General features: G+C 71.9%; 26 protein-coding genes and 1 pseudogene. 10 read left to right on the top strand and 17 right to left on the bottom strand.

Annotation, left to right across the window (positions count from 1 at the left end):
- Nucleotides 1–78: 78 nt before the first annotated feature.
- The 3 genes from ACFXOM_RS22010 to ACFXOM_RS22000 all read left to right on the top strand — a co-directional run bounded on the left by ACFXOM_RS22010 (nucleotide 79) and on the right by ACFXOM_RS22000 (nucleotide 2,628).
- Nucleotides 79–1,350 (top strand): FAD-dependent monooxygenase, encoded by a 1,272-nt coding sequence (locus ACFXOM_RS22010; protein ID WP_384939334.1) that lies wholly within the window; start codon nucleotides 79–81, stop codon nucleotides 1,348–1,350.
- Nucleotides 1,351–1,517: 167 nt separating this feature from the next.
- Nucleotides 1,518–1,943 (top strand): pyridoxamine 5'-phosphate oxidase family protein, encoded by a 426-nt coding sequence (locus ACFXOM_RS22005; protein ID WP_384939332.1) that lies wholly within the window; start codon nucleotides 1,518–1,520, stop codon nucleotides 1,941–1,943.
- Nucleotides 1,944–1,953: 10 nt separating this feature from the next.
- Nucleotides 1,954–2,628 carry a pyridoxal 5'-phosphate synthase gene (locus ACFXOM_RS22000; RefSeq protein WP_384939331.1) on the top strand — a complete coding sequence of 225 codons (675 nt, stop codon included), beginning with the start codon at nucleotides 1,954–1,956 and terminating at the stop codon, nucleotides 2,626–2,628.
- A gap of 273 nt (nucleotides 2,629–2,901) precedes the next feature.
- Here the strand turns inward: ACFXOM_RS22000 and ACFXOM_RS21995 are convergent, their stop codons facing one another.
- The 3 genes from ACFXOM_RS21995 to ACFXOM_RS21985 form a co-directional block, all read right to left on the bottom strand.
- Entirely contained in the window at nucleotides 2,902–3,972 is a 1,071-nt protein-coding gene (locus tag ACFXOM_RS21995; RefSeq protein WP_384947444.1) for a hypothetical protein, read from the bottom strand.
- Nucleotides 3,973–4,526: 554 nt separating this feature from the next.
- Entirely contained in the window at nucleotides 4,527–4,769 is a 243-nt protein-coding gene (locus tag ACFXOM_RS21990) for a DUF397 domain-containing protein (RefSeq protein ID WP_384947447.1), read from the bottom strand.
- Nucleotides 4,766–5,542, bottom strand: coding sequence for a Scr1 family TA system antitoxin-like transcriptional regulator (locus ACFXOM_RS21985; RefSeq protein ID WP_384939321.1), 777 nt, complete (start codon nucleotides 5,540–5,542; stop codon nucleotides 4,766–4,768). Before ACFXOM_RS21985 ends, ACFXOM_RS21990 begins: the two co-directional genes overlap by 4 nt.
- Before the next feature lie 123 nt (nucleotides 5,543–5,665).
- Here ACFXOM_RS21985 and ACFXOM_RS21980 point away from each other — a divergent pair, with 123 nt between their 5' ends.
- Nucleotides 5,666–6,076 carry a hypothetical protein gene (locus ACFXOM_RS21980; RefSeq protein WP_384939319.1) on the top strand — a complete coding sequence of 137 codons (411 nt, stop codon included), beginning with the start codon at nucleotides 5,666–5,668 and terminating at the stop codon, nucleotides 6,074–6,076.
- Here ACFXOM_RS21980 and ACFXOM_RS21975 read toward each other — a convergent pair.
- Both ACFXOM_RS21975 and ACFXOM_RS21970 read right to left on the bottom strand, forming a co-directional pair.
- Complete coding sequence (locus ACFXOM_RS21975; RefSeq protein ID WP_385038884.1) at nucleotides 6,042–6,485, bottom strand: Zn-ribbon domain-containing OB-fold protein; 444 nt, start codon at nucleotides 6,483–6,485, stop codon at nucleotides 6,042–6,044. The two genes, ACFXOM_RS21980 and ACFXOM_RS21975, sit on opposite strands and share 35 nt — an antisense overlap.
- Nucleotides 6,482–6,934, bottom strand: a complete 453-nt coding sequence (locus ACFXOM_RS21970) for a DoxX family protein (protein WP_385038881.1) — start codon at nucleotides 6,932–6,934, stop codon at nucleotides 6,482–6,484. The genes ACFXOM_RS21975 and ACFXOM_RS21970 overlap by 4 nt, the downstream gene beginning before the upstream one ends.
- Before the next feature lie 152 nt (nucleotides 6,935–7,086).
- Between ACFXOM_RS21970 and ACFXOM_RS21965 the strand changes: the two genes are divergently transcribed.
- The 3 genes from ACFXOM_RS21965 (at nucleotide 7,087) to ACFXOM_RS21955 (ending at nucleotide 11,567) form a co-directional block, all read left to right on the top strand.
- Nucleotides 7,087–8,247 (top strand): flavin-containing monooxygenase, encoded by a 1,161-nt coding sequence (locus ACFXOM_RS21965; protein ID WP_384939314.1) that lies wholly within the window; start codon nucleotides 7,087–7,089, stop codon nucleotides 8,245–8,247.
- A gap of 275 nt (nucleotides 8,248–8,522) precedes the next feature.
- A complete protein-coding gene (locus tag ACFXOM_RS21960; protein ID WP_384939312.1) occupies nucleotides 8,523–10,754 on the top strand; it encodes an acetate--CoA ligase family protein in 2,232 nt (743 codons plus the stop codon).
- A 33-nt stretch (nucleotides 10,755–10,787) separates the two neighbouring features.
- Nucleotides 10,788–11,567 carry an enoyl-CoA hydratase/isomerase family protein gene (locus ACFXOM_RS21955; protein WP_384939310.1) on the top strand — a complete coding sequence of 260 codons (780 nt, stop codon included), beginning with the start codon at nucleotides 10,788–10,790 and terminating at the stop codon, nucleotides 11,565–11,567.
- A gap of 3 nt (nucleotides 11,568–11,570) precedes the next feature.
- On the opposite strand, the pseudogene ACFXOM_RS21950 reads toward ACFXOM_RS21955, so the two are convergent.
- Both ACFXOM_RS21950 and ACFXOM_RS21945 read right to left on the bottom strand, forming a co-directional pair.
- Nucleotides 11,571–11,663 (bottom strand): annotated as a pseudogene (locus ACFXOM_RS21950) (LysR family transcriptional regulator); the annotation flags it as partial.
- Between the two features lie 242 nt (nucleotides 11,664–11,905).
- On the bottom strand, nucleotides 11,906–12,517 hold the full coding sequence (locus ACFXOM_RS21945; protein ID WP_384939308.1) for a phosphoribosylanthranilate isomerase: 612 nt from the start codon (nucleotides 12,515–12,517) through the stop codon (nucleotides 11,906–11,908).
- A 394-nt stretch (nucleotides 12,518–12,911) separates the two neighbouring features.
- On the opposite strand from ACFXOM_RS21945, the gene ACFXOM_RS21940 reads away from it, so the two are divergent.
- Entirely contained in the window at nucleotides 12,912–13,523 is a 612-nt protein-coding gene (locus ACFXOM_RS21940; RefSeq protein WP_384947454.1) for a flavin reductase family protein, read from the top strand.
- A 109-nt stretch (nucleotides 13,524–13,632) separates the two neighbouring features.
- On the opposite strand, the gene ACFXOM_RS21935 is transcribed toward ACFXOM_RS21940, so the two are convergent.
- The 4 genes from ACFXOM_RS21935 to ACFXOM_RS21920 all read right to left on the bottom strand — a co-directional run bounded on the left by ACFXOM_RS21935 (nucleotide 13,633) and on the right by ACFXOM_RS21920 (nucleotide 17,398).
- Nucleotides 13,633–13,968 carry a YnfA family protein gene (locus tag ACFXOM_RS21935; protein WP_384939305.1) on the bottom strand — a complete coding sequence of 112 codons (336 nt, stop codon included), beginning with the start codon at nucleotides 13,966–13,968 and terminating at the stop codon, nucleotides 13,633–13,635.
- A 300-nt stretch (nucleotides 13,969–14,268) separates the two neighbouring features.
- On the bottom strand, nucleotides 14,269–15,318 hold the full coding sequence (locus ACFXOM_RS21930) for an alcohol dehydrogenase catalytic domain-containing protein (protein WP_384947456.1): 1,050 nt from the start codon (nucleotides 15,316–15,318) through the stop codon (nucleotides 14,269–14,271).
- Entirely contained in the window at nucleotides 15,315–16,484 is a 1,170-nt protein-coding gene (locus tag ACFXOM_RS21925) for an acyl-CoA dehydrogenase family protein (protein ID WP_384939301.1), read from the bottom strand. Before ACFXOM_RS21925 ends, ACFXOM_RS21930 begins: the two co-directional genes overlap by 4 nt.
- Before the next feature lie 8 nt (nucleotides 16,485–16,492).
- Entirely contained in the window at nucleotides 16,493–17,398 is a 906-nt protein-coding gene (locus tag ACFXOM_RS21920; protein WP_384939299.1) for an SDR family oxidoreductase, read from the bottom strand.
- 90 nt (nucleotides 17,399–17,488) lie between these two features.
- Between ACFXOM_RS21920 and ACFXOM_RS21915 the strand changes: the two genes are divergently transcribed.
- Nucleotides 17,489–18,424 carry a cyclase family protein gene (locus ACFXOM_RS21915; RefSeq protein ID WP_384947461.1) on the top strand — a complete coding sequence of 312 codons (936 nt, stop codon included), beginning with the start codon at nucleotides 17,489–17,491 and terminating at the stop codon, nucleotides 18,422–18,424.
- A gap of 392 nt (nucleotides 18,425–18,816) precedes the next feature.
- Here the strand turns inward: ACFXOM_RS21915 and ACFXOM_RS21910 are convergent, their stop codons facing one another.
- The 4 genes from ACFXOM_RS21910 to ACFXOM_RS21895 form a co-directional block, all read right to left on the bottom strand.
- Entirely contained in the window at nucleotides 18,817–19,308 is a 492-nt protein-coding gene (locus ACFXOM_RS21910) for an ATP-binding protein (RefSeq protein WP_384939295.1), read from the bottom strand.
- 367 nt (nucleotides 19,309–19,675) lie between these two features.
- The gene (locus ACFXOM_RS21905; protein WP_384939293.1) at nucleotides 19,676–20,635 is read right to left on the bottom strand and encodes an acyl-CoA dehydrogenase family protein; all 960 of its coding nucleotides are present in this window, start codon (nucleotides 20,633–20,635) and stop codon (nucleotides 19,676–19,678) included.
- Nucleotides 20,620–21,804, bottom strand: a complete 1,185-nt coding sequence (locus ACFXOM_RS21900; RefSeq protein ID WP_384939291.1) for an acyl-CoA dehydrogenase family protein — start codon at nucleotides 21,802–21,804, stop codon at nucleotides 20,620–20,622. Before ACFXOM_RS21900 ends, ACFXOM_RS21905 begins: the two co-directional genes overlap by 16 nt.
- Nucleotides 21,804–23,000 carry an amidohydrolase family protein gene (locus tag ACFXOM_RS21895; RefSeq protein ID WP_384939289.1) on the bottom strand — a complete coding sequence of 399 codons (1,197 nt, stop codon included), beginning with the start codon at nucleotides 22,998–23,000 and terminating at the stop codon, nucleotides 21,804–21,806. Before ACFXOM_RS21895 ends, ACFXOM_RS21900 begins: the two co-directional genes overlap by 1 nt.
- Nucleotides 23,001–23,123: 123 nt before the next feature.
- Between ACFXOM_RS21895 and ACFXOM_RS21890 the strand changes: the two genes are divergently transcribed.
- Nucleotides 23,124–24,641, top strand: coding sequence for a class I adenylate-forming enzyme family protein (locus ACFXOM_RS21890; protein WP_385038878.1), 1,518 nt, complete (start codon nucleotides 23,124–23,126; stop codon nucleotides 24,639–24,641).
- Nucleotides 24,642–24,827: 186 nt separating this feature from the next.
- On the opposite strand, the gene ACFXOM_RS21885 is transcribed toward ACFXOM_RS21890, so the two are convergent.
- Nucleotides 24,828–25,349, bottom strand: a complete 522-nt coding sequence (locus tag ACFXOM_RS21885; RefSeq protein ID WP_384939286.1) for an EF-hand domain-containing protein — start codon at nucleotides 25,347–25,349, stop codon at nucleotides 24,828–24,830.
- A 38-nt stretch (nucleotides 25,350–25,387) separates the two neighbouring features.
- A complete protein-coding gene (locus ACFXOM_RS21880) occupies nucleotides 25,388–25,798 on the bottom strand; it encodes an STAS domain-containing protein (RefSeq protein ID WP_384939284.1) in 411 nt (136 codons plus the stop codon).
- Nucleotides 25,799–25,885: the final 87 nt, after the last annotated feature.

Here is a 25,885-nt window from a genome sequence, read left to right as displayed (position 1 = left end):
TACAAACGTATGGAACAACCGTATAGTCGCGGTGTCTGCAGGCGCACCCTGCGCCGCCCGACCTCACGGGAGTTCCAGATGTCGCACGCCCAGCCCCACACGGACCGGCGCCTCCCCACCCACCCCGGCCAGCACACCGACCGCACCGTGCTGATCTCCGGCGCGAGCATCGCGGGGCCCGCGCTCGCGCTCTGGCTGCACCGCTACGGTTTCACCCCGACCGTCGTGGAGCGCGCGCCCGAACTGCGCACCGGGGGCTACAAGGTGGACCTGCGCGGCGACGCCATCGACATCTGCGCACGCATGGGCGTCCTGGACGACGTGCGGGCCCGCTCCACCGGCATGCGGGGCGGCAGCTACGTCGACGACCGCGGCCGCACTCTCGCCGAACTACCCGCCGAGGTCTTCGGCGGCCGCGAAGGCGACGATGACGAGATCATGCGCGGCGACCTCGCCCGGATCATGTACGAGAAGACACACGACCGCGTCGAGTACGTCTTCGGCGACTCCATCGCAGCACTGGACGAGGACGCGGACGGGATCACCGTCACCTTCGCGTCCGGTGCGGTCCGCCGCTTCGGCCTCGTCGTCGGTGCCGACGGGATGCACTCGAACACGCGCCGGCTCGTCTTCGGCGAGGAGCGGCGGTTCAAGCGGCATCTGGGCGCCTACATCTCGATCTTCAGCGCCCCGAACGACCTGGCACTGGACCGTTGGGAGACGTACCACGCGCTGCCCGGCAAGCTGGTCTGCGCCTACAGCTCCAGCGGCGAGTCGGACGCCAAGAACTTCCTCGTCTTCCGCGCTCCCGAACTCGCCTACGACCACCGCGACACCGCCGGGCAACGCCGGCTGCTCGTCGACGCCTTCGAGGGCGACGGCTGGATGGTCCCGCGCATGCTGGACAACGCCCGCGCGGCCGAGGACTTCTACTTCGACGCGCTCGCCCTGATCACGATGGACCGCTGGTCGAAGGGACGGGTCGTGCTGCTCGGAGACGCGGCCCACTGCACGTCTCCCGCCTCGGGCCAGGGCACCGGGCTCGCGTTGACCGGCGCGTACGTCCTGGCGGGCGAGCTCGCGGCGGCGCACGGCGACCACCGCGCGGCGTTCGCTGCGTACGAGCGGGTGATGCGGCCGGGCATCGCGCTCAACCAACGGTTCGCCGAGCGGTTCGCCGAGGAGATGACCCTCTCCTCCCCACGCAAGATCGCGGTGCGAATGTGGATGCTGCGCATCCTGCCGCACACCCCGTGGAAGAACTTCGTCGCGAAGAAGGTCCGCGAGGACATCCAGAAGGCCGCCCGCGCCATCCCGGTCAAGGACTACACGGCGCACCTGGTGGCGTGAGTCCGGGTGGCGCCGCGGGCCCCACCGCGTGCGGCCCCCGGACGAGGCAGCACACCGGCTGCCCCGTGCGAGCCCGTTCCCCCCGGGGCCCGCGCGTCCCCCGCCCCGGCAGGTCACCGTGCGGCAGAGTGGAGCGGACCATCCGGGCGTGGGAGAGGAGACCTCCGATGGCACTGACCCGCGAGGAGCGCGAGCAGTTCCTGGCACAGCCCCATGTCGCGGCGATCTCGGTGGACGGCGGGGAGGGCAGGGGCCCGCTGTCGGTGCCGATCTGGTACCAGTACGAACCCGGTGGCGAGGTGTGGATCCTGACCGGGCGTGACTCGCGGAAGCACCGGCTGATCACCGCGGCGGGACGCTTCACCCTCCTCGTCGACCGACTGGAGCCCACCATCCGCTACGTATCCGTCGAGGGACCGGTCACACGTACGGCCGCCGGCACCCGCGCACTGCTCCGCGAGATGTCCTCCCGCTACCTCCCGGCCGAGAAGGTGGAGGGCTACCTCGCGTTCGCCGAGAAGGAGCACGGCGAGCAAGTCGTGATCCACATGCGCCCGGAGAGGTGGCTGTCGGCGGATATCGGCCGGGTGTGACACTCGGCGCATGACACACGCGCCCGACGACGCCGACGCCTTCCACCGGCTGCTCCGGTCCCTGCAGGTCTGGGACACCGAACTGCCCTCCTTCGCGCCGGACTCCGCGCCGGCCGAGCCGCTGCCGCTGTTCCACCGGTGGTTCGTGGCGGCCGCGGCGGCCGGTCAGCCCGAGCCCCACACCATGACCCTGGCCACCGTCGACGAGGACGGGCGACCCGACGTGCGGACCCTCATGCTGCACGGGGCTGACGAACGGGGCTGGCACTTCGCCTCGCACGCCACCAGCACCAAGGGCCGTCAGCTGGCCGCCCGGCCGGGCGCCGCACTGGGCTTCTACTGGCCGGTGCAGGGCCGCCAGGTGCGGGTCCGCGGACAGGTCGTCACCGGCACGCCGGAGGAGGCGTACGCCGACCTCCACGCACGGTCCACCGGGGCGCTGGCCGCGGCCCTCGTCGGGCGGCAGAGCGAAGTGCTCTCTTCCTACGCCGAGTTGGAGAGCGCCAGCGACGCCGCGTGGGAGCGGGCCACCACCGAACCGGAGGCGACGGCGGAGACCTGGACGGCGTACGTGCTCGAACCGGACGAGGTCGAATTCTTCCAGGGCGACGTCCGGCGCCGTCACGTCCGGCTGCGCTACCGCCGCGAGGGGGGCGCATGGGTGCGGGAGCTGCTCTGGCCGTAGGCGCGCTTGGCCCGGGATTCGTCCTCCTCGTTCCCACGGCGGCGCGGAGGCGGGCCCGCAACCGGCACGAGGGACCCGCCCCCGGCGATCGGCCCTCCGCCTGGAGTGACGTTCCGCTGACGGGAGTTGCCGGGACGACGGACGGTCAGAGGAAGACGTGGAGAAGGCTCCGGCCGGACGTTCCCGAACACGCTGCGGTGACGTGACCGCCGTGGGAGCTTCCCCTGGGGGGCCCCACGACGCGTCATGGACCACCGCCGGACCCGCAGGTCCTCAGCGGCTGCGCGCACCCCGGGCCGCCAGCTCCCGGAAGACGCAGTACGCCTCGGCCGGATCGTCGTAGTACGCCCACGGCGCGCCGTTCACGTAGCCGTCGACCAGCCGGAACTGCTCCAACGCCGCCTCGTACCTGCCCTGCCGCGTCAGGAAGTACGCCAGGAAGTGCCGCACCCGCGCCGTGTCCGGCCCGCCGGGCGGGGCCGCCGCCACGTCCGCCAGGGCCGCGTCGGCCAGGTCCATCAGGTGCGGGGCGCGGAAGTCCGCGGTCTTCGCACCGTCGCCGCGGTGCTCCCACCAGGCGACCAGCGGCAGCACCGCGAGCAGGCTGCCCAGCGGCGCTCCGGCCGCGGCGTCACGGGCGAAGGACGTGGCCAGCTCCTCCGAACCGCGCCACTTGGCGCACCAGTACTTGAGCGCTGCGCCGTGCGCGCCGTAGTGGTACGGGTCCCGCGCGGTGACCTCGTTCCAGATGCGGTGCATCTCCTCGTGCGGGTAGCCGAGCCCGAGCGCCGTGCGGATCTCGGAGACGTACGGCGTGGGGTCCTCCGGACCGAGGGCCTTGGCCCGCTCGACCTCACCCCGTGCCCGTTCCAGCGCGTTGTGGAAGCCCGCGAACTGCTCCCGGCTGGTGTCCTTCGCCCAACCGCCGCCCCGCAGGTGCCAGGCCAGGGTCACCGTCGCCTCCAGGCGAACCAGCGCGACGTCGGGGTCGTCCGCGCCGACGGCTTCCTCCCAGGCACACAGCCATTCGTCCGCGCCCCTGCCGGCCACCGAACCGAGCGCGTCAGCACACTGGGCCCTACGCGCCCAGTCCCGGCCCTCCCGCGTCGCGGCCATCAGCCGCGCCGCCGGTTCCCACCCGCCGCCCGCGGTGGCGGCCAGCGCCCGTTCCAACTCGGGCGCCGGGGACGCCAGCAGGGCGTTCTGGCGGGACTGCGGAAGAAGGCCCAGCTTTTCGGCCGCACCGGGGGTGGGCGCAGAACCGGACGGCTTCGTGACGCGCCGGTAGTAGAGGAAGCTGATGCCGAAGACCACCAGCAGGGCGACGATGCGTGCGATCTCCACGGTCACTCCCCGCCCTGCTCGGCGGGCGCGCGGCGCGGGCTCCGGACGGTGCGCCGCAGGTCGGCTGTCGGGAAGTCATGGCCCGGCGCCGGCAGCGCAGGGGTGATCGGGGTCGGGACGACCCGGGGAGACATCTTCAACGGATACGTGACCTCGGTGATCGGCGCAGCCGGCGGCTGCGCGGTATCGGGATGGGGGGTGGGCTGCCTCCGCGCCACGACGCGGGGGGGTGTCCTCGTGTCCCGGCGGGAGTCACAGGCGCGCGAGCGGCCGGACGCACACGGGCCCGAGGGACCGGCGGACGGCGTACGCGGCACGCGCACGGAACCACGGATCGGGCAGAGTCCCCCACAGGATCAGAAGAGCGGCATGGCGGAGTGAAGTGGGGGGAGTTGGAGTATCACCTGCGGGCGTGACAGGTCGCAAGCGTGTTCCCGTACGGGTGGGCTTGGTGCGGGCGCGCAGGACGCGAGGGCACGGCCGGGCAGCGCAACACCCCCTGCGGGCACGGGTGCGGAGCCCCGGCCCCGCCGGGGTGTGAGGCCGGGTGCGGGTCAGTGAGCGGCCGCGGAGGTGATGAACGACGCCCAGGCGGCGGGCGCGACGGTGAGGACGGGGCCGCCCGGGACCTTGGAGTCACGGACGTGGACGGCGTGGGGGCAGGAGGCGACTTCGACGCACTCGCCGCCCTCGTTGTTGCTGTAGCTGGAGGTGCGCCAGTCGTAGGCGACTTCGACGCAGCTACCGCCCTCGTTTCCGCTGTAACTGCTCTTGAACCAGACCAGGTCGGGGTTCACAGCCTCGCCGCCATCCTCTCGATCAGCGCCACGGACTCCCAGGGGGTGAGGGCCTGGGCCCGCAGTGCACCGAAGAGGTCGATCAGCCGGTTCGCCTCTTCGGGCCTGGAGATCAAGGTAGCCCCGCCTTGCCCCTCGGCATACCCCAGATTCCGTCCTTCCCGGGTGCTCAGTAGTTTCAGGGGCCCGTTCAGACCTGCGTGCACCGCCCGCTCCGTCGGCATCACCTGCACCGTCAGGTGGCTCCTGGTGCGCACCGACTCCAGCAGATGCGCCACCTGTTCCTTGAGCACCGCCCCGCCACCGATCGGACGGCGCAGCACCGACTCCTCGATAACGTAGGAGACGATCGGCCTCGGCCTGCGGTCCAGCACCTCCTGCCGTTCCAGCCGCGCCTCCACGTGCCGGTCGATCTCCTCCGGCTCGTACATCGGCACCCGCACCTCGTACAGCGCCCGGACGTACGCGGGCGTCTGCAGCAGACCGGGGACCAGCATCGTCTCGTACGCGCTGATGCTCGTCGCATCCGCCTCCATGCGCTTCCAGTTCAGGAACTTCGGCGAGTACTTCTCCTCCTCCATCATCGACACGCACGACGCCAGCACCCCCCTCGCCCCCAGCACCGTGTCCGCCTCCACCAGGAACGCCGTCGTCGGAATGCGTTCCGCGCGCTCGTACGCGCCGACCAGCGACTCCGACATCAGCAGCCGTTCCGCCAGGTCGCGCTGGGTCATGTCCGCGAGCCCCCGCAGCAGTCTGACCAGCTCGCCCACGTGCCTCCGCGCGGGCGAGGGTTCCTTGCCCGACCCCACAGCATCCACCGCCCTCCCCACATCTGCCCGATGTGGGCCGTGTCCTTCTGGTCACGCTACGCAACCGGCGCGATGCTCGGAGGCATGACCAGAGAGAAACTCCCCGATTGGGTTCCGGCGTCCGGGCTGCGGCTGCACCTCGCGGGAATCCACTTCGACGCCGTACGCGTGCACGGCGTCCGTGGTGAAGCCGTACTCCACCACCTCGTCCGGGCCACGGGAGGGCGCCCGGGCCCGGTGGTGCGGGAGACCTGGCGGGGGCGGTGGACGTACTTCCTCCTCCCGCCCGGCAGCAGCAAGGCGCACCCCTGGCCGCCCGGCGCGGCCTGTTTCGGGCCATGCGCGCGGGACCAGTACGTCGGCGTCCCCGCGGCCGGCGGCAACACCTACCCGCTGTCCTGGCGTGCCGGCCCGCCGGTGGAGGGCGAGTTCGTCGATCCGGAGCTGCTGTTCGCGGTGGTCACCGCCCAGCTCTGCCTGTCGCCGGAGGACTGACGGCGGGCCGGAACACCGGGACCGCCACCCCCGCGGCCTGCCGGCGGAAGGCGACCTCCAGCTCCATCCCGATCCGGAGGTCCGCCTCCGCACACTCCACGACCTCGGTCATCATCCGCGGACCCTCCGCGAGGTCGACGACGGCCGCGGCGTAGGGCGTGCGGGCACCGAACGGCGGGAGGTCGTTGCGGTGGACGACGGACCAGGTGTACAGGGTGGCCCGGCCGCTCGCCCGCTCCCAGGCCACGCCATCGCTCCAGCAGTGGGGGCAGAACTCCCGGGGGTAGTGGTGGGCGCGCCCGCAGGCGCCGCACCGTCTGATCAGCAGACGGCCCCCGGCGGCGGCGTCCCAGTAGGGTCGGGTGAAGTCGTCCGTCTCGGGAAGGTCGTGGCGCGGTCCGGGCGTCACAGGAACAGTCCCATCGCGTGGTCGAGGGACCACGCCTGCCAGGACATCGCGAAGAAGGCCACCAGGGAGATCAGCGCCATCATGGCGTTCTGCCCCTGTTCGGCCCAGTCGTGGATCATCAGCACCAGGTAGAGCAGGTTGAGGACGAGTCCACCGAGGAGGGCCACCGGGGTGAGGAACCCGGCGATCAGGCCCAGTCCCAGGGCGAGTTCCGCGTAGACCACGAGGTACGCCATGGCCCTGGGCCGGGGCGCGACGACCGCGTCGAAGCCGGACTTCACAAACGCCCACCGGTGCTTCCCAGCCACATCCGCGGCCCACGCGATACCGGATCCGCGCTCGAACCAGCCCCTTTTGTCCTTGTGGCGCCAGCTCTCCAGCCACCACAGGCCGAGCCCTATGCGGAGCACGGCGAGCCATTCCTCACCCGTGAGCCAGACGGTCGACACGCCCAGACCTCCCTCCTCATTGATCTGACGGTACGTCAGTTCAGCGGATGGGGTGGTGCACGCGCAAGGGGCCGTCGGTCGTGACCGATTCGCAACCGATTCCCGTCTTGGCCGAGACCCACCCATTGCCCGCGCCATTACGCTCAGCATTCATGCCTGACCTCAGAGACATCGACCGCACCGACGACCGGCCCGTGTACGTCATCGGCGGAGGCCCCGGCGGCCTCGCCGTCGCCGCTGCACTCCGGGCGCGGGGGGTGCGGGCGGTCGTGCTGGAGCGGGCCGACGACGTGGCGGCGTCGTGGCGCGGCCACTACGACCGGCTGCGCCTGCACACCACCCGACGCCTGTCGGGGCTGCCGGGACTCCCGATACCCCGGAAGGCCGGCCGGTGGGTGACGCGGGAGGCCATGGTCCGCTACCTGGAGGCGTACGCCGAGGCCCACGAGTTGGAGCTGGTCACGGGGGTGGAGGTCTCCCGGATAGAACCGTCGGGCGGCGACTGGGTACTGCACGCGACGGGCGGCAGGGTGCTGACCGGACGCGCCGTCGTGGTCGCCACGGGCCGCAACCGCAGCCCGCGCCTGCCCGAGTGGCCGGGCCGGGACCACTACGCGGGCGAGCTGCTGCACGCGTCGGACTACCGCAACGCCACCCCGTACGCGGGCAAGGACGTCCTCGTCGTCGGAGCGGGGAATTCGGGCGCGGAGATAGCCGTGGACCTCGTGGAGGGCGGCGCGGCGCGGGTGCGCCTGGCCGTGCGGACCGCGCCGCACATCGTCCGCCGCGCCACGGCCGGCTGGCCCGCCCAGCGCACCGGGATCCTGATGCGCCGGGTACCGGTCGTGGTGGCCGACGCACTCAGCGGCCCCGTACGACGCCTCCTCGCTCCCGACCTCGCCGCCCACGGACTGCCCCGTCCACGCACGGGCCTCCACGCACGGGTGCGCCAGGGCGCGATACCGGTGCAGGTGCCGGGCCTGGTGCGCGCCGTGAAGACCGGCCGCATCGAGCCCGTGGCGGCGGTCAAGTCCTTCGACGACGCCAAGGTGGTCCTGGTGGACGGGTCGCGCATCGACCCCGAGGTGGTGATTGCGGCCACCGGGTACGACCGGGGCCTGGAGTCCCTGGTCGGCCACCTCGACGTACTGGACGACCACGGCCGCCCCGTGACCCGCGGCGGCCGCACCCCGGGAGTAGCTCCCGGGCTGTACTTCACGGGCTTCAACCACCCCGTGAGCGGCGCCCTCCGCGACCTCGCCCGGGATGCGCTCCGGATCGCGAAGCGGCTTTCCCGCCAGATCGCGCGCTGAACCGCGACCCCGACCACCTCGTGCGCCGGGCGTGCCTCGACGGAACGCCCCCGCCACGACTCCGGGCCGGACGGCCGGATCCCTCCGCCTGCCGACCGCGCACCCTCGACGCACGCCGGGTACCCGCGAGATCCTGCACACCGACCCCGGGAAGCGGGCTCCTCGACCACCACCCGCGCGACCTTTGCCTGCACGACCGTTCCTGACTGTTCGTCAGTTCTGTAATCTGACAATACGTCAGTTGACTTGGCCGACGAGCAAGGAGCGGGCGGACGATGCTTGGATCGACCCACGGCACCCTCACCTCCGATCTCCGCGCCCGCGTGGTGGCCTGCGGCGAGCAGCCCCGCCACGCCGTACACGACACAGCGGCGGTCACCGCCGTCGCCGGAGACCTCGACGTCAGCGGGCGCCCGCTGTACGCGCCGGTCCCCGACCTCGACCGGTTCTTCCGCCCCGAGTCCGTCGCGGTCGTCGGGGCCAGCGACGCCGAAGGACGCCCGAACGCCGGCATCACCCGGCAGCTGATCTCGTGGGCGGACCGTGTGGGAGCAAGGCTGCACCCCGTGCACCCGTCCCGGACCGCCGTCTTCGGCCGGCCCTGCGTCCCGTCCGTCACGGACCTGCCGGAGCCCGTCGACCTGGTCGTACTGCTCATCGCCGACCCATTGCCGGTGGTGGAGCAACTCGCGCAGGTGAAAGCGAAGTTCGCGGTGGCCTTCGCCTCCGGCTTCGCCGAGACCGGTGAGGCGGGCGCGGCGGCCCAGCAGCGGCTCGCGGCGGCGGTGGAACGTTCCGGGATCCGGCTCCTCGGCCCGAACACCAATCTCAACGCCTTCGAGACGTTCCGCGACGACCTGGAAGGCCCCGCCATCGCCCTGATCACGCAGTCCGGACACCAGGGCCGCCCGGTGTTCACCCTGCAGGAGCTGGGCGTGCGGCTCTCCCACTGGGCGCCGACCGGCAACGAGGCCGACCTGGAGACCGCCGATTTCATCTCGTACTTCGCCGGCCGGCCCGAGGTCGGCGCGATCGCCGCGTACGTCGAGGGCCTCAAGGACGGACGCTCGTTCCTGCTCGCCGCGGACCGCGCGGCGCGGGGCGGCGTCCCGGTCGTGGCCGTCAAGGTCGGCAGGACCGAAACCGGCGCACGGACGGCCGCCTCGCACACCGGGAAGCTCACCGGCGCCGACCGGGTGGTGGACGCGGCAATGCGCCAGTACGGGGTGATCCGCGTCGACGGGCTCGACGAACTCCAGGACACCGCAGCCCTGTTGGCCAGGGCGCGGCGGCCGCGGACCGACGGCGTGGCGGTCTACTCGATCTCGGGTGGCACCGGGGCGCACTTCTCCGACCTCGCGACCGCCGCCGGACTGCGGCTGCCGCAGCTGTCCGAAGCCCGACAGTCCGAACTGCACCAGTGGATACCGGAGTACCTGAACGTGTCCAACCCCGTCGACAACGGCGGACACCCCGTCGGCGACTGGCGCGGGCGGAAGATCATCGACGCGATCCTCGCCGACCCCGAGGTCGGCGTGCTGGTCTGCCCGATCACCGGCCCCTTCCCTCCGATGAGCGACAAGCTCGCGCAGGACCTCGTGGACGCGGCGGAGACGACGGACAAGCTGGTGTGCGTCGTCTGGGGCTCGCCCGTGGGGACGGAGGAGGCGTACCGGACGACGCTACTGGGCTCCTCGCGCGTCGCGACCTTCCGTACGTTCGGCAACTGCATCACCGCGGTCAGGGCCTTCCTCGACCACCACCGTTTCACCGACGGCTACCGCTCGCCCTTCGACGAGGCGCCCCGCACCCTGTCGCCCTCGTTCCGCAAGGCACAGGCACTGCTCCGCCCGGGCCACCGGCTGAGCGAGCACTCGGCCAAACAGCTGCTGAGGGCGTACGGCATCCGCGTGCCCCGCGAGCAGCTGGTGACCAGCGCGGCGGCGGCCGTCCGCGCCGCGGGGCTGGTCGGCTACCCGGTGGTGATGAAGGCATCAGCGCCCCAACTGGCGCACAAGACGGAGCTGGGGCTCGTGAAGATCGGGCTCACCTCAGCCAGCCAGGTACGGGACGCCTACCGCGAACTGACCGACGTCGCCCGCTACGAGGGCATCGGGCTGGACGGGATCCTGGTGTGCCAGATGGTCGAGAAGGGCGTCGAGATGGTCGTGGGCGTCACCCACGACGAACTGTTCGGCCCGACGGTGACGGTGGGCCTCGGCGGGGTGCTGGTGGAGGTGCTGCAGGACGTGGCGGTCCGCGTGCCGCCGTTCGGCGAGGAGCAGGCCCGCTCGATGCTGGACGAACTGCGCGGACGGGCTCTGCTGGACGGGGTCCGGGGCGGACCCCCGCTGGACGTGGACGCACTCGTCGAGGTCGTGCTGCGCGTCCAGCGCATGGCGCTCGAACTCGGCGCGGACCTCTCCGAGCTGGACGTCAACCCGCTGATGGTGCTGCCCCGCGGGCAGGGTGCGGTGGCGCTCGACGCGCTCGCCGTCTGCCGCTGAACACCCGGCCCGTCCCCACTTCCTGGAGCCCCGTTGATACGCCACACGACCGAGCACGGCATCTGCTGGATCACCCTCGACCGGCCGGAAGCCATGAACGCCCTCACCTGGGACCAGCGGGAACGGATCATCACGCTCCTCTCGGAGGCGTCCGGCGACCCCGAGGTCCGTGCCGTGGTCGTCACCGCGACCGGCAAGGGCTTCTGCGCCGGGGCGGACCTGCGGGGGGCGCCCCCGGGAGGACCTCGTGTCGCGGGAGACGTGGCGCGGACGATCCGTCTCGGCGCCCAGCGCCTCGTCACGGCCGTACTCGACTGCGAGAAGCCGGTGATCGCGGCGGTGAACGGCACCGCGGCGGGCCTCGGGGCACACCTGGCCTTCGCCTGCGACCTGGTCCTCGCGTCCACATCGGCCCGGTTCATCGAGGTGTTCGTGCGGCGGGGGCTCGTGCCGGACGGCGGCGGGGCGTACCTGCTGCCGCGACTGGTCGGACCACAGCGCGCCAAGGAGCTGATGTTCTTCGGGGACGAGCTGTCCGCCGCCGACGCCGAGCGGCTGGGGCTCGTCAACCGGGTCGTACCCGAGGACGCGTTGGAGAAGACGGCCCGCGCGTGGGCGACCCGCCTGGCCCAGGGGCCGACCCGGGCCCTGGCCCTCACCAAGCAGCTGGTGAACGCCTCGCTGGATGCCGACCGTGCCGGTGCGTTCGCGGCCGAAGCTGCGGCGCAGGAGATCAACATGACGACGCGCGACGCCAACGAGGGCGTCGCGGCCTTCGTGGAGCGCCGGGCGCCGGTGTACCGGGGAAGCTGAGCGGACGCCGATCTCGCACACCGCGCGCGGTGCCGCCACCGTCAGCTCGACGACGCCCGGCCGCGGCACGGCCCGGGGGAGAGCAGCACCCGGCCCACCAACCCGCCGGGAGAAGGTCTCCGTCGACTTCCTGTCGTTCGACTCCGCCAAGGCCGCGAAGGCTCCCACCGCTCCTGACATGGCCGACCTCAGCGCTGCCCTCCGGGAGCAGGCGTGCGGCGGGGCGTGGTTCCGCTGGGGCAGGCCGAGCGCGCCACGATGCCGTACGGCCACAGGTACCGGCCGCCCCACGGGCTTGCGCGCTCCGGTCCGGGAACCGGCGTGCGGCGCCCGGCACGTTACGCGGCGCTACGGGCGGCGCGGACGAACTCGGCGATGAGCAACGGGCTCTTGACGCCCCTGCTGGTCTCGATGCCACTGGAGACGTCCACGCCCCACGGACGTGCCGTGCGCACCGACGCGGCGACGTTGTGCGGGGCGAGCCCCCCGGCGAGCAGCCACCGCTGTCCGGGAACCGGAAGCTGCTTGCCGGTGAGGTCCCAGGTCTCGCCCGCGCCCGGGATCGGCGCGTCGAGCAGCAGGATGTCCTCGCCGCGTTCCCCGTGACGGGGCACGTCGCCCCGTACGGCAACGCCGCGGATCAGGGTCCGCCCGTCCGGCCGGAGCGCGTCGTAGTAGGCCAGGTCCTCCTTCCCGTGCAGCTGCACGGCACGCATCGCGGTCTCGTCCAGCAGCGCGCGGACGTCCTCCAACGGCTGGTCGCGGAAGACGCCGACCGTCAGGATCCCCTCCGGCACGCGCTGCGCGAGCCGTCGTGCGGTGGCGGCGTCGACGAGGCGGGGGCTCCGCGCGAAGACGAAACCGATCGCGTCGGCACCGGCCTCGACGGCGGCGTCCACGTCCTGCTCGGTTCGCAGACCACAGACCTTGATGAACAAGGGATCGCCCATTTCTCCTGCTCCGTACGCTGCCGGGGTAGTCTTCCGCCCCCACGCTACTGGTGGGCGACGGCCCGCGCTCGTGGCGATTCCCCGCCAAAGATCGACACCCCCGCCCGCACCCCGATCGCCCGTTCCGCCCGTCGGTCGACCACCGCGCGGCCCGGTCGACCGCGGGCACAAGGCCGTGCGGGGCCGAACGCCGGCGCAGGCCAGGAGCGCCGACGCCCGGCCTGCCGCCCGCCGCGGCCCGAGTGGCGCGCCGGCACGTGTGCGGCTCCGGCGTCCCGTGCGGTTGTGGAGGTCTCGAGAGCGTGGGAGGAGCACCTCGAACGCAAGCCCCCGGCCGTTCCCTTCCGGCCTCGGGGTTTTCATCTGACGAAGCGTCAGTTTCAATGGACGTGTGATGGGACACGCAGGGATGGCGGCCGCCGCCGTCCGCTACCTCAGATCCGTCGGCGCCCCCACGGCCGCCGAACCCTTCGACACCCTTCCGCGTCCGGCTCTGCGCACCGTCGGCGCCGACGAGCGGATGCCCGTGGACGCCCAGGAGTTCCGGCGCGTGCTCGGACACTTCGCCAGCGGCGTCACGGTGATCACGGCGCACGACCCCGAGGGGGGCGGCCCGACGGGTTTCGCCTGCCAGTCGTTCGCATCGCTGTCCCTCGATCCGCCCCTGGTGGTCTTCATGGTGGCGCGGACCTCGACGACCTGGCCGCGCATCGCCCGCGCCGGGGCCTTCTGCGTCAACGTCCTCGGCGCGGACCAGGACCGGCTGTGCCGCGCCTTCGCGGTCAGCGGCGCCGACAAGTTCGCGGGCGTCTCCCACACCCCGGCCCCGGTGACCGCGTCCCCGAGGCTCCGGTCCGTCCCGGCGTGGATCGACTGCACGATCCGCGCCGTGCACACGGGCGGCGACCACCTGATCGTGGTGGGGCACGTGGAGGCGCTCGGCGCGGAGCGGGGCGGGAACCCACTGCTCTTCCACCAAGGGCGGTTCGGACGCTTCAGCACGTGAGACGGAGCGGGCACCCGGCACACGGCCGGATGGCCTTCGGCCCCTGCCCGCGGACCGGGCGTCGCCGTCAGGGCGACGCGACCGTCGCCGCCGTCGCCGGCCTCCGGAGTCAGTGGCCGCGGGGCGCATACATGATGACGGCCATGCCCGCAAGGCACACCAGCGCGCCGATGACGTCCCAGCGGTCGGGCCGGTAGCCGTCAGCGACCATGCCCCAGGCGATTGATCCGGCCACGAAGATCCCGCCGTAGGCAGCGAGAACCCGTCCGAAGTTGTCCTCGGACTGGAAGGTGGCCACTACCCCGTACAGGCCGAGTGCGATCACACCGGCGCCGATCCAGATCCAGCCCTTGTGCTCCCGGATGCCCTGCCAGACCAGCCATGCGCCGCCGATCTCGAAGAGGGCAGCGACAACGAACAGAGCAACGGAACGGGCGACGGTCATGCGGCTGACCCTACCGATGGCCTCTACCGCCGGTCTTCAGCGGTACACGGACCCTTGGCAGCCACATCCGCTCCCCTCTTCGGTCTTCGATGCGCAGAGCAGGAGCGGCGCCCCTGGCCCAACCACCAGGTTTCACCAGTGGGCGGTCACCACCTCCATGGCGAGGACGCGGCGGCCTGCCCCCGCCGGGCCGGGAGCGGGAAGCCGACAGAGTCGGGCAGGGGCCCTCCCGCATCCTTCCGGCGTACCTCGGTCGTGGTGCTCGCCATCCCTCAGTACGCCGGGGCTGTCTCGGTGAGCTCAGAAGGTGAGCACCCCCCGCGCCACCCGCCCGTGCTCGGCGTCCTCCGCGGCCTTCGCGAAGTCCTCCACCGGGTACGTCTGCGTGACCAGCTCGTCGAGCAGCAGCCGCCCCTCCTGGTAGAGCTGCGCATAGCGCGCGATGTCCCGCTGCGGACGCGAGGAGCCGTAACGGCAGCCCAGCACCGACTTGTCCAGGAACAGCGAAGCGGGCAGGAAGGTGGCCTCCGCCGTCGGGGCGGGCATGCCGAGCAGGATCGCCTGGCCGTGCCGGTCGAGCAGGTCGATCGCCTGCCGGACCAGTGCCGTGTGCCCGACGCACTCGAAGACGTGGGCCGCGCCGTCCGGCAGGATCTCCCGCACCCCGTCCACCGAGGTGAGGAAGTGCGTTGCTCCGAAGAGTCGCGCCGTCTTCTCCTTCGCCGGGTTCGCGTCGACCGCCACGATCGTGAGGGCACCGGCGAGCCGTGCGCCTTGGAGCACGTTCAGGCCGACGCCTCCGCTACCGATGACGACGACCGTGTCCCCGAGTACGACGCCGGCCCGGTTCAGGACTGCCCCGACGCCGGTGAGTACGCCGCAGCCGATCAGGGCGGCCGAGGCGAACGGGACCGTGTCGGGGATCTTCACCGCTTGCACGGCCTTGACCAGGGTGCGTTCCGCGAAGGCCGAGTTGGACGCGAACTGGTACAGCGGCCGCCCCGCCCGCGAGAAAGGCTGCCGGGGCCGGCCGATCGCCTTGCGGCACATGGTGGGCCGGCCGCGGTCGCAATCCGCGCACGCCCCGCAGTTGGCCAGCGTCGACAGCGACACGTGGTCGCCTGGCTCGACGTGGCCGACGCCGGGGCCGACCGCCTCGACGACTCCCGCGCCCTCGTGCCCGAGCACGACGGGCACGGGGAACGGGATCGTTCCGTCGAGCACCGAGAGATCGCTGTGGCACAGGCCGGCCGCGGCGACGGCGACCAGCACCTCGCCGGGGCCCGGATCGCGTACCTCCAGGTCATCGGCCACCTCGACCCGTTCACCGTCGAAGACGACACCTCTCACCGCAGCTCCCTGGGTAGGCCGAGTACGCGCTCGGCGATGATGTTGCGCTGGATCTCGTCCGCACCGCCGTAGATGGTGTCGGCCCGACTGAACAGGAACAGGCGTTGCAGGGGATCGAGTTCGTACTCCGGCGACCAGGGGCCCGGGCCCGCCATGGCGGCGGCACCTCGCACCTGGACCGCGAGTTCCCCGAGCCGCTGGTGCCAGCCTGCCCACAGCAGCTTGGCCACGCTGGGTGCGCCGGGGTCGTCGTTGCGCCCCAGCGTGCGCAGGGCGTTCCAGCGCATGGTGCGCAGCTCGGCCCACTGCCGTACGAGCCGGTCGCGCAACACCGGGTCGGCGGCCGCGCCGCTGTCGACCGCGATCCGCACCACCTCGGCCAGTTCCTCCTCGAAGCCGATCTGCTGGACCAGGGTGGAAACGCCTCGTTCCAGGGCCAGCAGCCCCATGGCGACCCGCCAACCGTCCCCTTCGCCGCCGACCACCTCGACGGCCTCTGCGCCGTCGAAGAAGACCTCGTTGAACTCGCTGGTGCCGGTCAACTGCCGGATGGGCCGCACCTCGACGCGGCCCGGCTGGTCCATCGGCAGCAACAGGAACGAGAGGCCGTGGTGGCGGTGCGAGTCGGGCTCGGTGCGGGCGAGGACGAAGCACCAGTGGGCCTCCCGGGCGAGCGAGGTCCAGATCTTCTGGCCGGTCACCCGGTAGCCGGCACCGTCCCGGACGGCGGCGGTACGGACCGCCGCCAGGTCCGATCCGGCACCCGGCTCGCTGTAGCCCTGGCACCACAGTTCCTCACCGCGGGCGATGCCCGGCAGGAATCGTGCTTGCTGCTCGTCGGTCCCGTAGGCGATCAGGGTGGGGGCGAGCAAGTTCTCCCCGATGTGCCCGACCCTGCCGGGCGCCCGGGCCCGTGCGTACTCCTCGGCCCAGACGACCTGCTGGGTGAGGGTCGCCCGGCGGTTGCCGTACTCGGCGTTCCAGCCGAGTCCGATCCACCCGTGCGCGCCCAGCTCGCGCTCCCAGTCGAGCCGCACCCCGGCATCCTCGTGCTCGCTGCCGGGGCCGCCGCCGGCGTCCGCGTACTCACCGGTGAGGTGGGTACTGAGCCAGGCGCGGGCCTCCGCGCGGAACTCCTCGTCATCGGCTCCGAACCGGAAGTCCACGGCATCTCCTACGCGTTGGGACGGTCCTTGGCCGCGGCTGCCCGCGCCATCTCCTGCAGCTGGGTGAGCAGGGGCATCGGGTCGGTACCGACGGTCCCCGGCAGGAAGTCGGCGATCTTCTCCGGCGTCCAGGGGCCTTCGGCGTACGCGGCCCTCAGCTCGCGCGGCTGAGCCCACACCGCGATCTTGGGTCCGGCGATCGTGTAGACCTGCCCGGTGATCTCCCGGGCCCGTCCGGAGAGCAGGTAGACGACGAGCGCCGCCACGTCCTCGGGCTCGCCGATCTCCTTCAGCTCCATGGGGACGCCTGCGGACATCCGGGTACGGGCGACGGGCGCGACGGCGTTGGCCGTCACCCCGTACTTGTGCAGCCCGAGCGCCGCGCTGCGCACCAGCGAGATGATGCCGCCCTTCGCAGCCGAGTAGTTGGCCTGGGCGACCGAACCCTGGTGGTTGCCGCTGGTGAAACCGATCAGCGCTCCGCCCCCCTGCTTGCGCATCACCGCGGACGCTGCGCGGAACACGGTGAAGGTGCCCTTCAGGTGGGTGGCGACCACGGGATCCCACTCCTCCTCGGACATGTTGAACAGCATGCGTTCGCGCAGGATGCCCGCGACGCACACGACGCCGTCGATCCGGCCGAACCGGGCGAGCGCCGTGTCGACGACCCGCTGCCCGCCCTCCATCGTCGATATGTCGTCCGCGACGGCGACCGCTTCTCCCCCGGTCGCAGCGATCTCCTTCACCACGGCCTCGGCGACTTCCGACGTCGGCTCGCCGCCCTCGATGGACACGCCGTAGTCATTGACCACGACCTTCGCCCCTTCGGCAGCGCAGGCGAGGGCGACGGAGCGCCCGATGCCGCGCCCAGCACCGGTCACGGCGATGGTCTTGCCTGCCAAGAAGTTCCCCACGTCCCGCCCCTTCCCGCAGTTTCTGACGGACCGTTAGATTTTATGGGCCGACAGACGTCAGAGCACAAGACCCAGGAACCGGGAGGACCGATGTCACCACCGACCCTGCCGCCGGAATTCCACGACATCGCCCGACGCGTCAACAACTGGGGGCGCTGGGGTGCAGACGACGAGATCGGCACGCTCAACCTGATCACCGACGACGTGGTGCGCCGGGCCGCGGGCGAGATCCGGACCGGCCGCCGCGTTCCGCTCGCCCTTCCACTGCAACAGGACGGCGTGCAGACCGGCGTGATCCCGGGCCGGGTGAACCCCTTGCACACGATGGTCCAGATCAATCAGGAGCTGTTCGGCCCCGGAACCGTCGCCACCAGCGACGACGCCGTCACCATGGGGCTGCAGGCAGCCACCCACTGGGACGCGCTGACCCACGCCTCGCACTCGGGGAAGATCTACAACGGGCGCCCGGCGGACACCATCACCGCCCACGAGGGAGCACGGTTCAGCGGGATCGGCACGGTCCGCACCCTCGTCTCACGCGGTGTGCTCCTCGACGTGGCCCGCGCCAGGGGCGTGGACCGGCTGCCCGGCGACCACGCCGTCACCCCCGAAGACCTGTCGGAGGCAGAGGAGTTCGGCCGTGTCCGGGTGCGCCCCGGTGACGTCGTGCTCGTTCGGACGGGGCAGGTGCAGACGTATCTCGCCGGCGACCGACACGGCTACGCCTACCCGTCGCCCGGGCTGTCGGTCCGCACGCCCGAGTGGTTCCACGCCCGGGACGCGGCGGCTGTCGCGAACGACACCCTGACCTTCGAGATCTTCCCTCCGGAGATCGAGGACCTCTGGTTGCCCGTACACGCGCTGGACCTGGTGGAGATGGGCATGCTGCAGGGCCAGAACTGGGATCTGGAGCCGCTCTCCACCGCCTGTGCGGAGGAGGGGCGCTACGCCTTCCTGCTGTCCGCGACGCCCGAGCCGTTCGTGGGCGGCACGGGGACGCCGGTCGCCCCGGTGGCCGTCCTCTGAGAGCGGGCCCCGGGACGGGGGCAGCACGCTCACCGGTGACGCGGACGGACGACCTCGGGCGCTCCGCCACCGGTCGAGGCCCTTCCCGTGCGGCCCGGGCCGGCCCGCCACCCGCCGTGGCCCGGCCGGACGCGGCTCACGGCGCCCCACACGGCCTTCCGGCACTCACCACACGTCCCACTCGCTCGCTCGACGCCCGGGCCGTCGGGGCCACGGGGCGGCCGCGAGCGGTCACGGAGCGAGCCGCGGACGGCGGAGCGTCACCCCCCGCCGGGACCGTCACTCCAGCGGACCGTGCGCCGGGGGCGAAGCCCACCGCGGCCGGACGTCCGACGTCTCCGTCCGGCCCGCCGCGCTCCCGCGACGAACGGCCGTACGCCCGGACGGACTGCTCAGGCGGTCCGTGTGATGGTGCGTGACGGCTCGCCCATGAGCAGCGACTGCACGCCCGCCGGGACGACCGGGACCGCAGCGGTCCGCGGCGCCAGCCGGTCCACCTCGCACCAGATGCTCTTGCCCGCCCCCTCGGGCTGCCAGCCCCAGCGGTCGGCGAGCCCGTCCACCAATTCCAGGCCGCGGCCGTTGGTGTCGTCACCGTCCGCGTGGCGGGGGCGCGGCGGGCGGGCGCAACTGTCGGCGACCTCCACCCGGACCGTCCCCGCCTCGGCCGCACCCAGCCCGAACAGCATCCGCAGCACGGCCGGGCAGCCCGTGTGGACCACTGCATTGGTGACCAGTTCGGAGATGAGCAGCACCAGCGTCTCGGCCAGCGGCTCGTCGTCCTCTATGCCCGAGCCGAGGAGCCGCGAACGGGCCCACCTCCGGGCTCGTCCCACTTCTGCGGGATCCGGCCCGACTTCCAACTGAACCTGAAGCACCTGCACCGCTCACACCATCCGAACCGGCGGACACATCGCCTCGCGCCTCACAGCCATCACGGAATGTGAATTGCCTGCGAGACAGCATGGTTGACGTACAGTCACCGCAACAAGCGCTTCAGGCATATTCCAGCGCGAAGGAGTACGCGTGGTGCATACTGTGCGGCGCATGTTGCGGAGAGTCGAACACACTGTGCGAGCGGCGCGTTCTCCTCCGGCGGCCACCCTGGTGTCGGGCCGGAGCTTCGGGGATCTCGCCCCGGGACAGCACGCATCTCGCACCCTACGGAGAGTACCCGAGGACGGGCCCGACTCCGGGCCGTGACGGCCCGCTCGAAGGACACAACCCGATATCGACGCCCGTGGGACCCGGTCAGAGGGCCGCCGCGAGCGTCTCCTCCGCCTCGGCCGCCGTCTGCCAGAGCTCGGCACGCACCCATGCCCTCTTGAGGTGCAGGTGCACGTCTACCTCCCAGGTGAAACCCATGCCGCCGTACACCTGGAGGCAGTCCCGCGCATTGCGCACGGCCGCCTCGTCGGCGAGGAGTTTGGCGCCCGCGGTCTCGACCGGATCACCGGTGACGGCCGCGGCGTACACGGCGGTACGAGCCACTTCGGCGCGCACCAGCATACCGGCGCAGAGGTGCTTGACCGCCTGGAAGGCACCGACGGGACGGCCGAACTGCTCGCGCTGCTGCGCGTACCGGACGGCGAGTTCGGTGGTGCGGCCGGCGGAACCCACCTGCTCCGCGGCGGTGAGCAGCACGGCCTCCAGACGGGTGCCCGGCGGAACGCCGCGGCGGGCGGGCGCCGGGCTCCCGACTGCTTCCCCCTTCACCGCCCCCGCGCGCTCCTCGCACACGGTGTCCCGGTGGCCCTGCCGTTCGGTCACCCTGTGCAGCGGCGTGAGCGGGTCGACGGAACGCACCGGGACGGTCTCCGGCAGCCCGCAGACCACCTCGTCGGCCGCGTCCAGCCACGCCACCAGGGCACCGTCCGCCATGGCCACCACGGTCTCGCCGGTGGCCGCTCCCGCGACGCTGCCCGCCGCGAGGTGCGTGGCGACGAGCGGACCGGGCAGCAAGGCCCGTCCCGCCTCCTCGAAGGCCAGGACCGCCTCGGGCAGCCCCAGTCCGGCGCCGCCCCGCGCTTCGGGCAGCCGCAGCGCGAAGAAGCCGACCGCGCCGAGCTCGCGCCACAGCTTCCGGTCCGGCAGCCGGTCCGCTCCGCCGTCCACCGCAGCGCGCAGGGCGGTGCGGTCGAATCGGGCCTCCAGCAGTCCCCTGACCCCCGATCGCAGGGCGCGCTGGTCCTCGCTCAGTTGGAAGTGCACGCCGCGCGAACCTCCTTGGGCAGGCCGAGGATCCGCTCGGCGACGATGTTCCGCTGGATCTGGGAGGTGCCGGCGGCGATGGTGTACGACAGCGAGGACAGCCGGTCCAGGGCCCACGGGTGTGACCCGTCGAGCGCGTCGGGCCCGAGCACCTCCGCCGCCGCGTCGTACAGCTCCTGCCGTGCGTGCGAGTAGCGGAGCTTGAAGACCGAGCCACCGGTGCCGGGCACCCCGCGGGCGGGCCCTCCGGCACCGTGGCGCGCCGGCCCCTCCGTCGCCTCGCTCACGTTCCACTGCGTGAGCCGCCACAGCGCGGCGAACTCGGCGTTCAACCGCCCGAGCCGCCGGCGCAGGACGGCGTCGTCCCAGCGGCCGTTCTCCCGGGCGGCGCGGGCGAGCTCGCCCAGGGTGCGCCGACACGCGACGACCTCCCCGACGAAGGCCGTCCCCCGCTCGAAGGACAGCGTGACCATGGTGACGCGCCAGCCGTCGTTCTCTCCCCCCACCCGGTTCGCCACCGGCACCCGCACGTCGTCCAGGAACACTTCGGCGAACTCGGCGGTGCCGGCCAGCGTGCGCAACGGCCGTACAGTGACGCCCGGCGTGTCCATCGGCATGGCGAGCCAGCTGATCCCGCGGTGCTTCGGCGCCTCCGGATCGGTGCGCACGAGCAGTTCGCACCAGTCGGCGACCTCCGCGTGCGAGGTCCAGACCTTCGACCCGGTCACCACGTAGGCGTCGCCGTCCCGCACCGCCCGGGTGCGCAGTGCCGCGAGGTCGGATCCCGCGTCCGGTTCGCTGAACCCCTGGCACCAGATCTCGTCGCCGCGCAGGATCGGCGGCAGCCACCGCCGCCGCTGCTCGTCCGTCCCCACGGCTGCGATGGTCGGTCCGGCGTGCAACAGGCCCACGAAGTTTGCCCCCACGTAGGGAGCCCCCGCCTTCTCGGTCTCCTCGAGGAAGATGAGCCGTCGAGTGGGCGGGGCGTCCCAGTGGAGGTCCGCGTACCCGGCGTCGTACAGCGCCCGCTGCCATGCCGTGTCGTAAGCACGCCGCGCCGGCCAGTCCAGCGGATCGGGCCTGGCGGGCAGCTTCGGCAGGCTGGTGGCGAGCCAGTCGCGCAGCTCGTCCCTGAACTCCTCTTCCTCCTCCGTGTACGCCAGGTCCACTACGCGTCCAGGTCCAGGCCGAGCATGCGGATCGCGTTGCCGCGCATCAGTTTGTAGACCGTCTCGTCGTCGAGGTCCTTGACGTGGTCGAGGGCGACGTCCTTGGTGTGCGGGAAGGTCGAGTCGACGTGCGGGTAGTCGGTCTCGAACGTCGCGTTGTCCCGACCGACGACGTCCAACGAGGCCACACCGTGCTTGTCCCGGAAGAAGCAGCAGAAGATCTGCCGGTAGTAGTACGAGGACGGCGGCTCGGGGACGGTGTCGCGCACCCCGCCCCAGGCCCGGTGTTCCTCCCACACGTCGTCGGCGCGCTCCAGGGCGTACGGGATCCAGCCCATCTGGCCCTCGCTGTAGGCGAGCTTGAGCAGCGGGAACCTCACCAGCACCCCACTGAAGAGGAAGTCCATCATCGACGCCATGGCGTTGTTGAACGACAGCGAGGCCTGGACGGCCGGAGGCGCGTCGGGGGAGGCCGCGGGCATCTGCGAGGACGATCCGATGTGCATGTTGACCACCGTCCCGGTCTCCTGGCAGGCGGCGAAGAACGGGTCCCAGTAACCGGAGTGGATCGACGCCAGCCCCAGGTGGGTGGGGATCTCACTGAAGGTCACGGCCTTCACGCCGCGTGCGGCGTTGCGCCGGACCTCGGCGACGGCCAGGTCGATGTCCCACAACGGGATGATGCAGAGCGGGATCAGCCGACCGCCGCTGTCACCGCACCACTCCTCGACCATCCAGTCGTTGTAGGCCCGGACGCAGGCGAGCGCGACCTCCTTGTCCTCTGCCTCGGCGAAGGTCTGCCCGCAGAACCGGGGGAAGGTGGGGAAGCACAGCGACGCCTCGACGTGGTTGAGGTCCATGTCCTTGAGCCGTTCGACCGGGTCCCAGCAGCCGGGCCGCATCTCGGCCCGGGTGATCCCCTCCAGAGTCATGTCGTCGCGGTCGAAGCCGACGGCGGCGATGTTGCGCTTGTACGGGAACTTCAGGTCTTCGTAGATCCACCAGTCGGTGGGCGGCCCGTCCGGGTCCATCGTGATCTGGTACCTGCCGCCGACGTACGCCAACTCGCCGATGCCTGCCGTGAGCGGCCGGGGTCCGCGGTCCCGGTACTTCGTCGGGAGCCACGTCTCGAAGAGGTGTGCGGGCTCGATCACGTGGTCGTCGACGCTGATGATCCGAGGCAGTTCCTGCTCCATCGATGCCTCCGCTTCTGACGGGTCGTCAGATATCAGGCTAGCCGCGCACCACTGGACCGACAAGGCGCCCGGGCCTACGCTCGGGCCACGATCTGACTAACCGTCAGTTCACTCGGAGGGGACATGGACGAGACCGCACACGAACTGGGCGCCTCCCGCACGCTCTGGGAACTGATCGAACGCCGCGCCGCGCTCACCCCCGACCGCACCGCGCTGCTCCAGGGCGACCGGAGCCTCACGTTCGGCGAACTGCGGGACCGCTGCGAGCACGTGGCGGCAGGACTGCACGACCGCGGCGTACGGCCCGGCACCGTGGTGGCCTGGCAGCTGCCGACCCGCATCGAGACGGTCGTGCTGACCGGGGCACTGGCCCGGATCGGAGCCGTCCAGTCCCCGTTGATCCCCTTCTACCGCGACCGCGAGACCAGCTTCGCGCTACGGGCTTCGAAGGCGGACTTCCTCGCGGTCCCCGGAGTGTGGCGCGGCTTCGACCACACGGAAATGGCCCACCGGATCGGGGCGCGCGGCGTCTTCGAGGCGTACGCGGACCTGCCCGAGGGCGACCCGTCCGCACTGCCCCCACCACCCGCCGAGGGGACGCCCGTGCGCTGGATCTACTGGACCTCCGGCACCACCTCCGACCCCAAGGGCGTCCTGCACACGGACCGTTCACTGATCGCGGGCGGCTCCTGCCTGGGCCACGCCCTGCACCTGACGCCCGACGACGTCGGCTCGATCGCCTTCCCGTTCGCCCACATCGGCGGCGCCGACTACCTGGTCATGCTGCTGCTGTACGGCTTCCCGGCCGTTCTCTTCGAGACGTTCGCCCTGCCGGACGCGCTGGAGACGTACCGCAGGCACGGGGTGACGACGGCCGGCGGCTCGACCGCCTTCTACACGATGTTCCTGGCCGAACAGCGCAAACAGCCCGGGAAGCCGCTCGTCCCGACCCTCCGGCTACTCGCCGGCGGGGGCGCCCCCAAACCACCGGAGCTCTACCACGCCGTGGTCCGCGAAATGGGGGTCCAACTCACCCACGGCTACGGCATGACCGAGGTACCCATGATCACGATGGGGTCGCCGGACGACACCCCGGAGAACCTCGCCACGACGGAGGGCCGGCCGCCGGAGGGCATGGAGATACGCATCGTCGACGGGGAGGTGCGGCTGCGCGGCGAGGCCGTCTGCCGGGGCTACCTGGAACCGGAGCAGACCGCGGCGGTCTTCGACGACGACGGGTTCCTCATCACCGGGGACCTCGGCCGCCTCACCGCGTCGGGCCACCTCGTCCTCACCGGGCGCCTCAAGGACGTCATCATCCGCAAGGGCGAGAACATCTCGGCCAAGGAGATCGAGGACCTACTGCACGAACACCCCGGCGTGCGCGAAGCGGCGGTGATCGGCCTGCCGGACGCGGCACGCGGGGAACGCGTGTGCGCCGTGGTGGAGCAGCCGGACGGGGCCGCCCCGCTCACCCTTGACGGGATCACCGCGTACTTGCGGGGCACGGGGCTCGCGGTCCACAAACTGCCCGAGCAACTGGAGGTGGTGGACGCACTGCCCCGCAACGACACCCTGCGCAAGGTGCTCAAGTACCGACTGCGAGAACGTTTCTCCGGATCGGTGCGCGCCACATCGTGAACGAGGCGGCGCCGTGCGGGGACAGCTGACGTCCCGCGCGCGGGAGCGGCCCCTCGCGGCGCGCCTCCCTGCCTCCGGGCGCACGCCCACCGGTGCGGCGCGAGCCGCGGAACCTGCCTGCGGTGGGCGGCCGTCGAGACGACGGAGGTCCTCCCCTCCGCCGCCCCGGCGGTCACCACCCGGACGTCAGGGGGCGTCGGGCTCGTCCATCACGTAGTACGCGGCGAAGGCGGCCAGGAGCTCCTCCTCGCCGATCCTGCCGTCACCGTCCGCGTCCAGCACGGCGGCCGCCGTTGCGGCGACGTCCTGCGCGACGCCGAGGGCGCGGAGGACCCTTTCCGCACCGGACGTGGTCACACCGGAGCCGTCCTCGTCCGCAACGGCGATCACCGCGTGCAGGAAGGGTCGGGCGATCTCGGCGAAGCGGTGCGGATTGTCACGCAGCCGCTTCACGGCGCCCGTGACGAACTCCTCGCGGGTGACCCGCTGGTCGCCGTCCACATCGGCGATCCCGGCCATGCCCTGCCAGAACGCCTCGGCGCCCGAGTAGAGCGCCTGCCCCCTGTCCGAGCGTGCCGTGACGCCGAACTCGGCGAGCACCACCGCGGCCGCCTTGTTGAAGTCCGCGCGGTCGATGTACCCGTTGCCGTCCTGGTCGAACTCGGCGAACCGGTGGGCGATCTTCCGCTCGTATTCTGCGCTGTCCATGCGGGGAGACTACGACGTCGGGGACGGTCCGCGCGCAGTTACGCCGAGAGCGGCTGCGCCTCGTCGCTGGTGGCGGACGGGACGTCCCCGTACACCTCGAACAGGCGACGCACTCCCAGGGCGGCCAGCACCCGGTTCACGTGGGCGCCAGGCCCCTCGCCTCCGGCAGCCGGGGCGGAGCCCACCCGGGTGGCTCCCCCCGCGGGGAGGATCAGCCTCAGCCGACCGCGACAGGAACGCAGCAGCCGTCGCGAGGCGATCAGCACGCCCACGCCGCTGGAGTCGCAGAACACCACTTCGGAGAGGTCGAGCACGAGATCGCGGCGGCCGACGGCGACCGCATCGTGGACGCGCCGGCGGACCACCGGTGAACTCACCAAGTCCAATTCACCCTTTATGTGCAATATGGTCCACGCGCCCTGCGCGGTCTGGTTCACCTTGAGCATCACGCGCGGCCCTCTCGTCGCACCGGTCCCGGATCCGGAATTCGTTGTTCCTTTGGGTCGCTGCTGCCCTGCCCCACCTGGATGAAACCC

This window comes from Streptomyces sp. NPDC059169 (assembly GCF_042755225.1).
Classification (GTDB): domain Bacteria; phylum Actinomycetota; class Actinomycetes; order Streptomycetales; family Streptomycetaceae; genus Streptomyces.
The sequence above is the reverse complement of the archived record's forward strand: the minus strand, read 5'-3'. Positions and strand labels throughout refer to the sequence as shown.

What these genes read in the sequence shown, in the direction of transcription:
- ACFXOM_RS21895 (WP_384939289.1), bottom strand. Translation starts at nt 23,000, where the DNA reads ATGGAGCAGGAACTGCCTCGGATCATCAGCGTCGACGACCACGTGATC.
- ACFXOM_RS21915 (WP_384947461.1), top strand. Translation starts at nt 17,489, where the DNA reads ATGTCACCACCGACCCTGCCGCCGGAATTCCACGACATCGCCCGACGC.
- ACFXOM_RS21935 (WP_384939305.1), bottom strand. Translation starts at nt 13,968, where the DNA reads ATGACCGTCGCCCGTTCCGTTGCTCTGTTCGTTGTCGCTGCCCTCTTC.
- ACFXOM_RS22005 (WP_384939332.1), top strand. Translation starts at nt 1,518, where the DNA reads ATGGCACTGACCCGCGAGGAGCGCGAGCAGTTCCTGGCACAGCCCCAT.
- ACFXOM_RS21980 (WP_384939319.1), top strand. Translation starts at nt 5,666, where the DNA reads ATGACCAGAGAGAAACTCCCCGATTGGGTTCCGGCGTCCGGGCTGCGG.
- ACFXOM_RS21940 (WP_384947454.1), top strand. Translation starts at nt 12,912, where the DNA reads ATGGGACACGCAGGGATGGCGGCCGCCGCCGTCCGCTACCTCAGATCC.
- ACFXOM_RS21890 (WP_385038878.1), top strand. Translation starts at nt 23,124, where the DNA reads ATGGACGAGACCGCACACGAACTGGGCGCCTCCCGCACGCTCTGGGAA.
- ACFXOM_RS21960 (WP_384939312.1), top strand. Translation starts at nt 8,523, where the DNA reads ATGCTTGGATCGACCCACGGCACCCTCACCTCCGATCTCCGCGCCCGC.
- ACFXOM_RS21945 (WP_384939308.1), bottom strand. Translation starts at nt 12,517, where the DNA reads ATGGGCGATCCCTTGTTCATCAAGGTCTGTGGTCTGCGAACCGAGCAG.
- ACFXOM_RS21885 (WP_384939286.1), bottom strand. Translation starts at nt 25,349, where the DNA reads ATGGACAGCGCAGAATACGAGCGGAAGATCGCCCACCGGTTCGCCGAG.
- ACFXOM_RS21965 (WP_384939314.1), top strand. Translation starts at nt 7,087, where the DNA reads ATGCCTGACCTCAGAGACATCGACCGCACCGACGACCGGCCCGTGTAC.
- ACFXOM_RS22000 (WP_384939331.1), top strand. Translation starts at nt 1,954, where the DNA reads ATGACACACGCGCCCGACGACGCCGACGCCTTCCACCGGCTGCTCCGG.
- ACFXOM_RS22010 (WP_384939334.1), top strand. Translation starts at nt 79, where the DNA reads ATGTCGCACGCCCAGCCCCACACGGACCGGCGCCTCCCCACCCACCCC.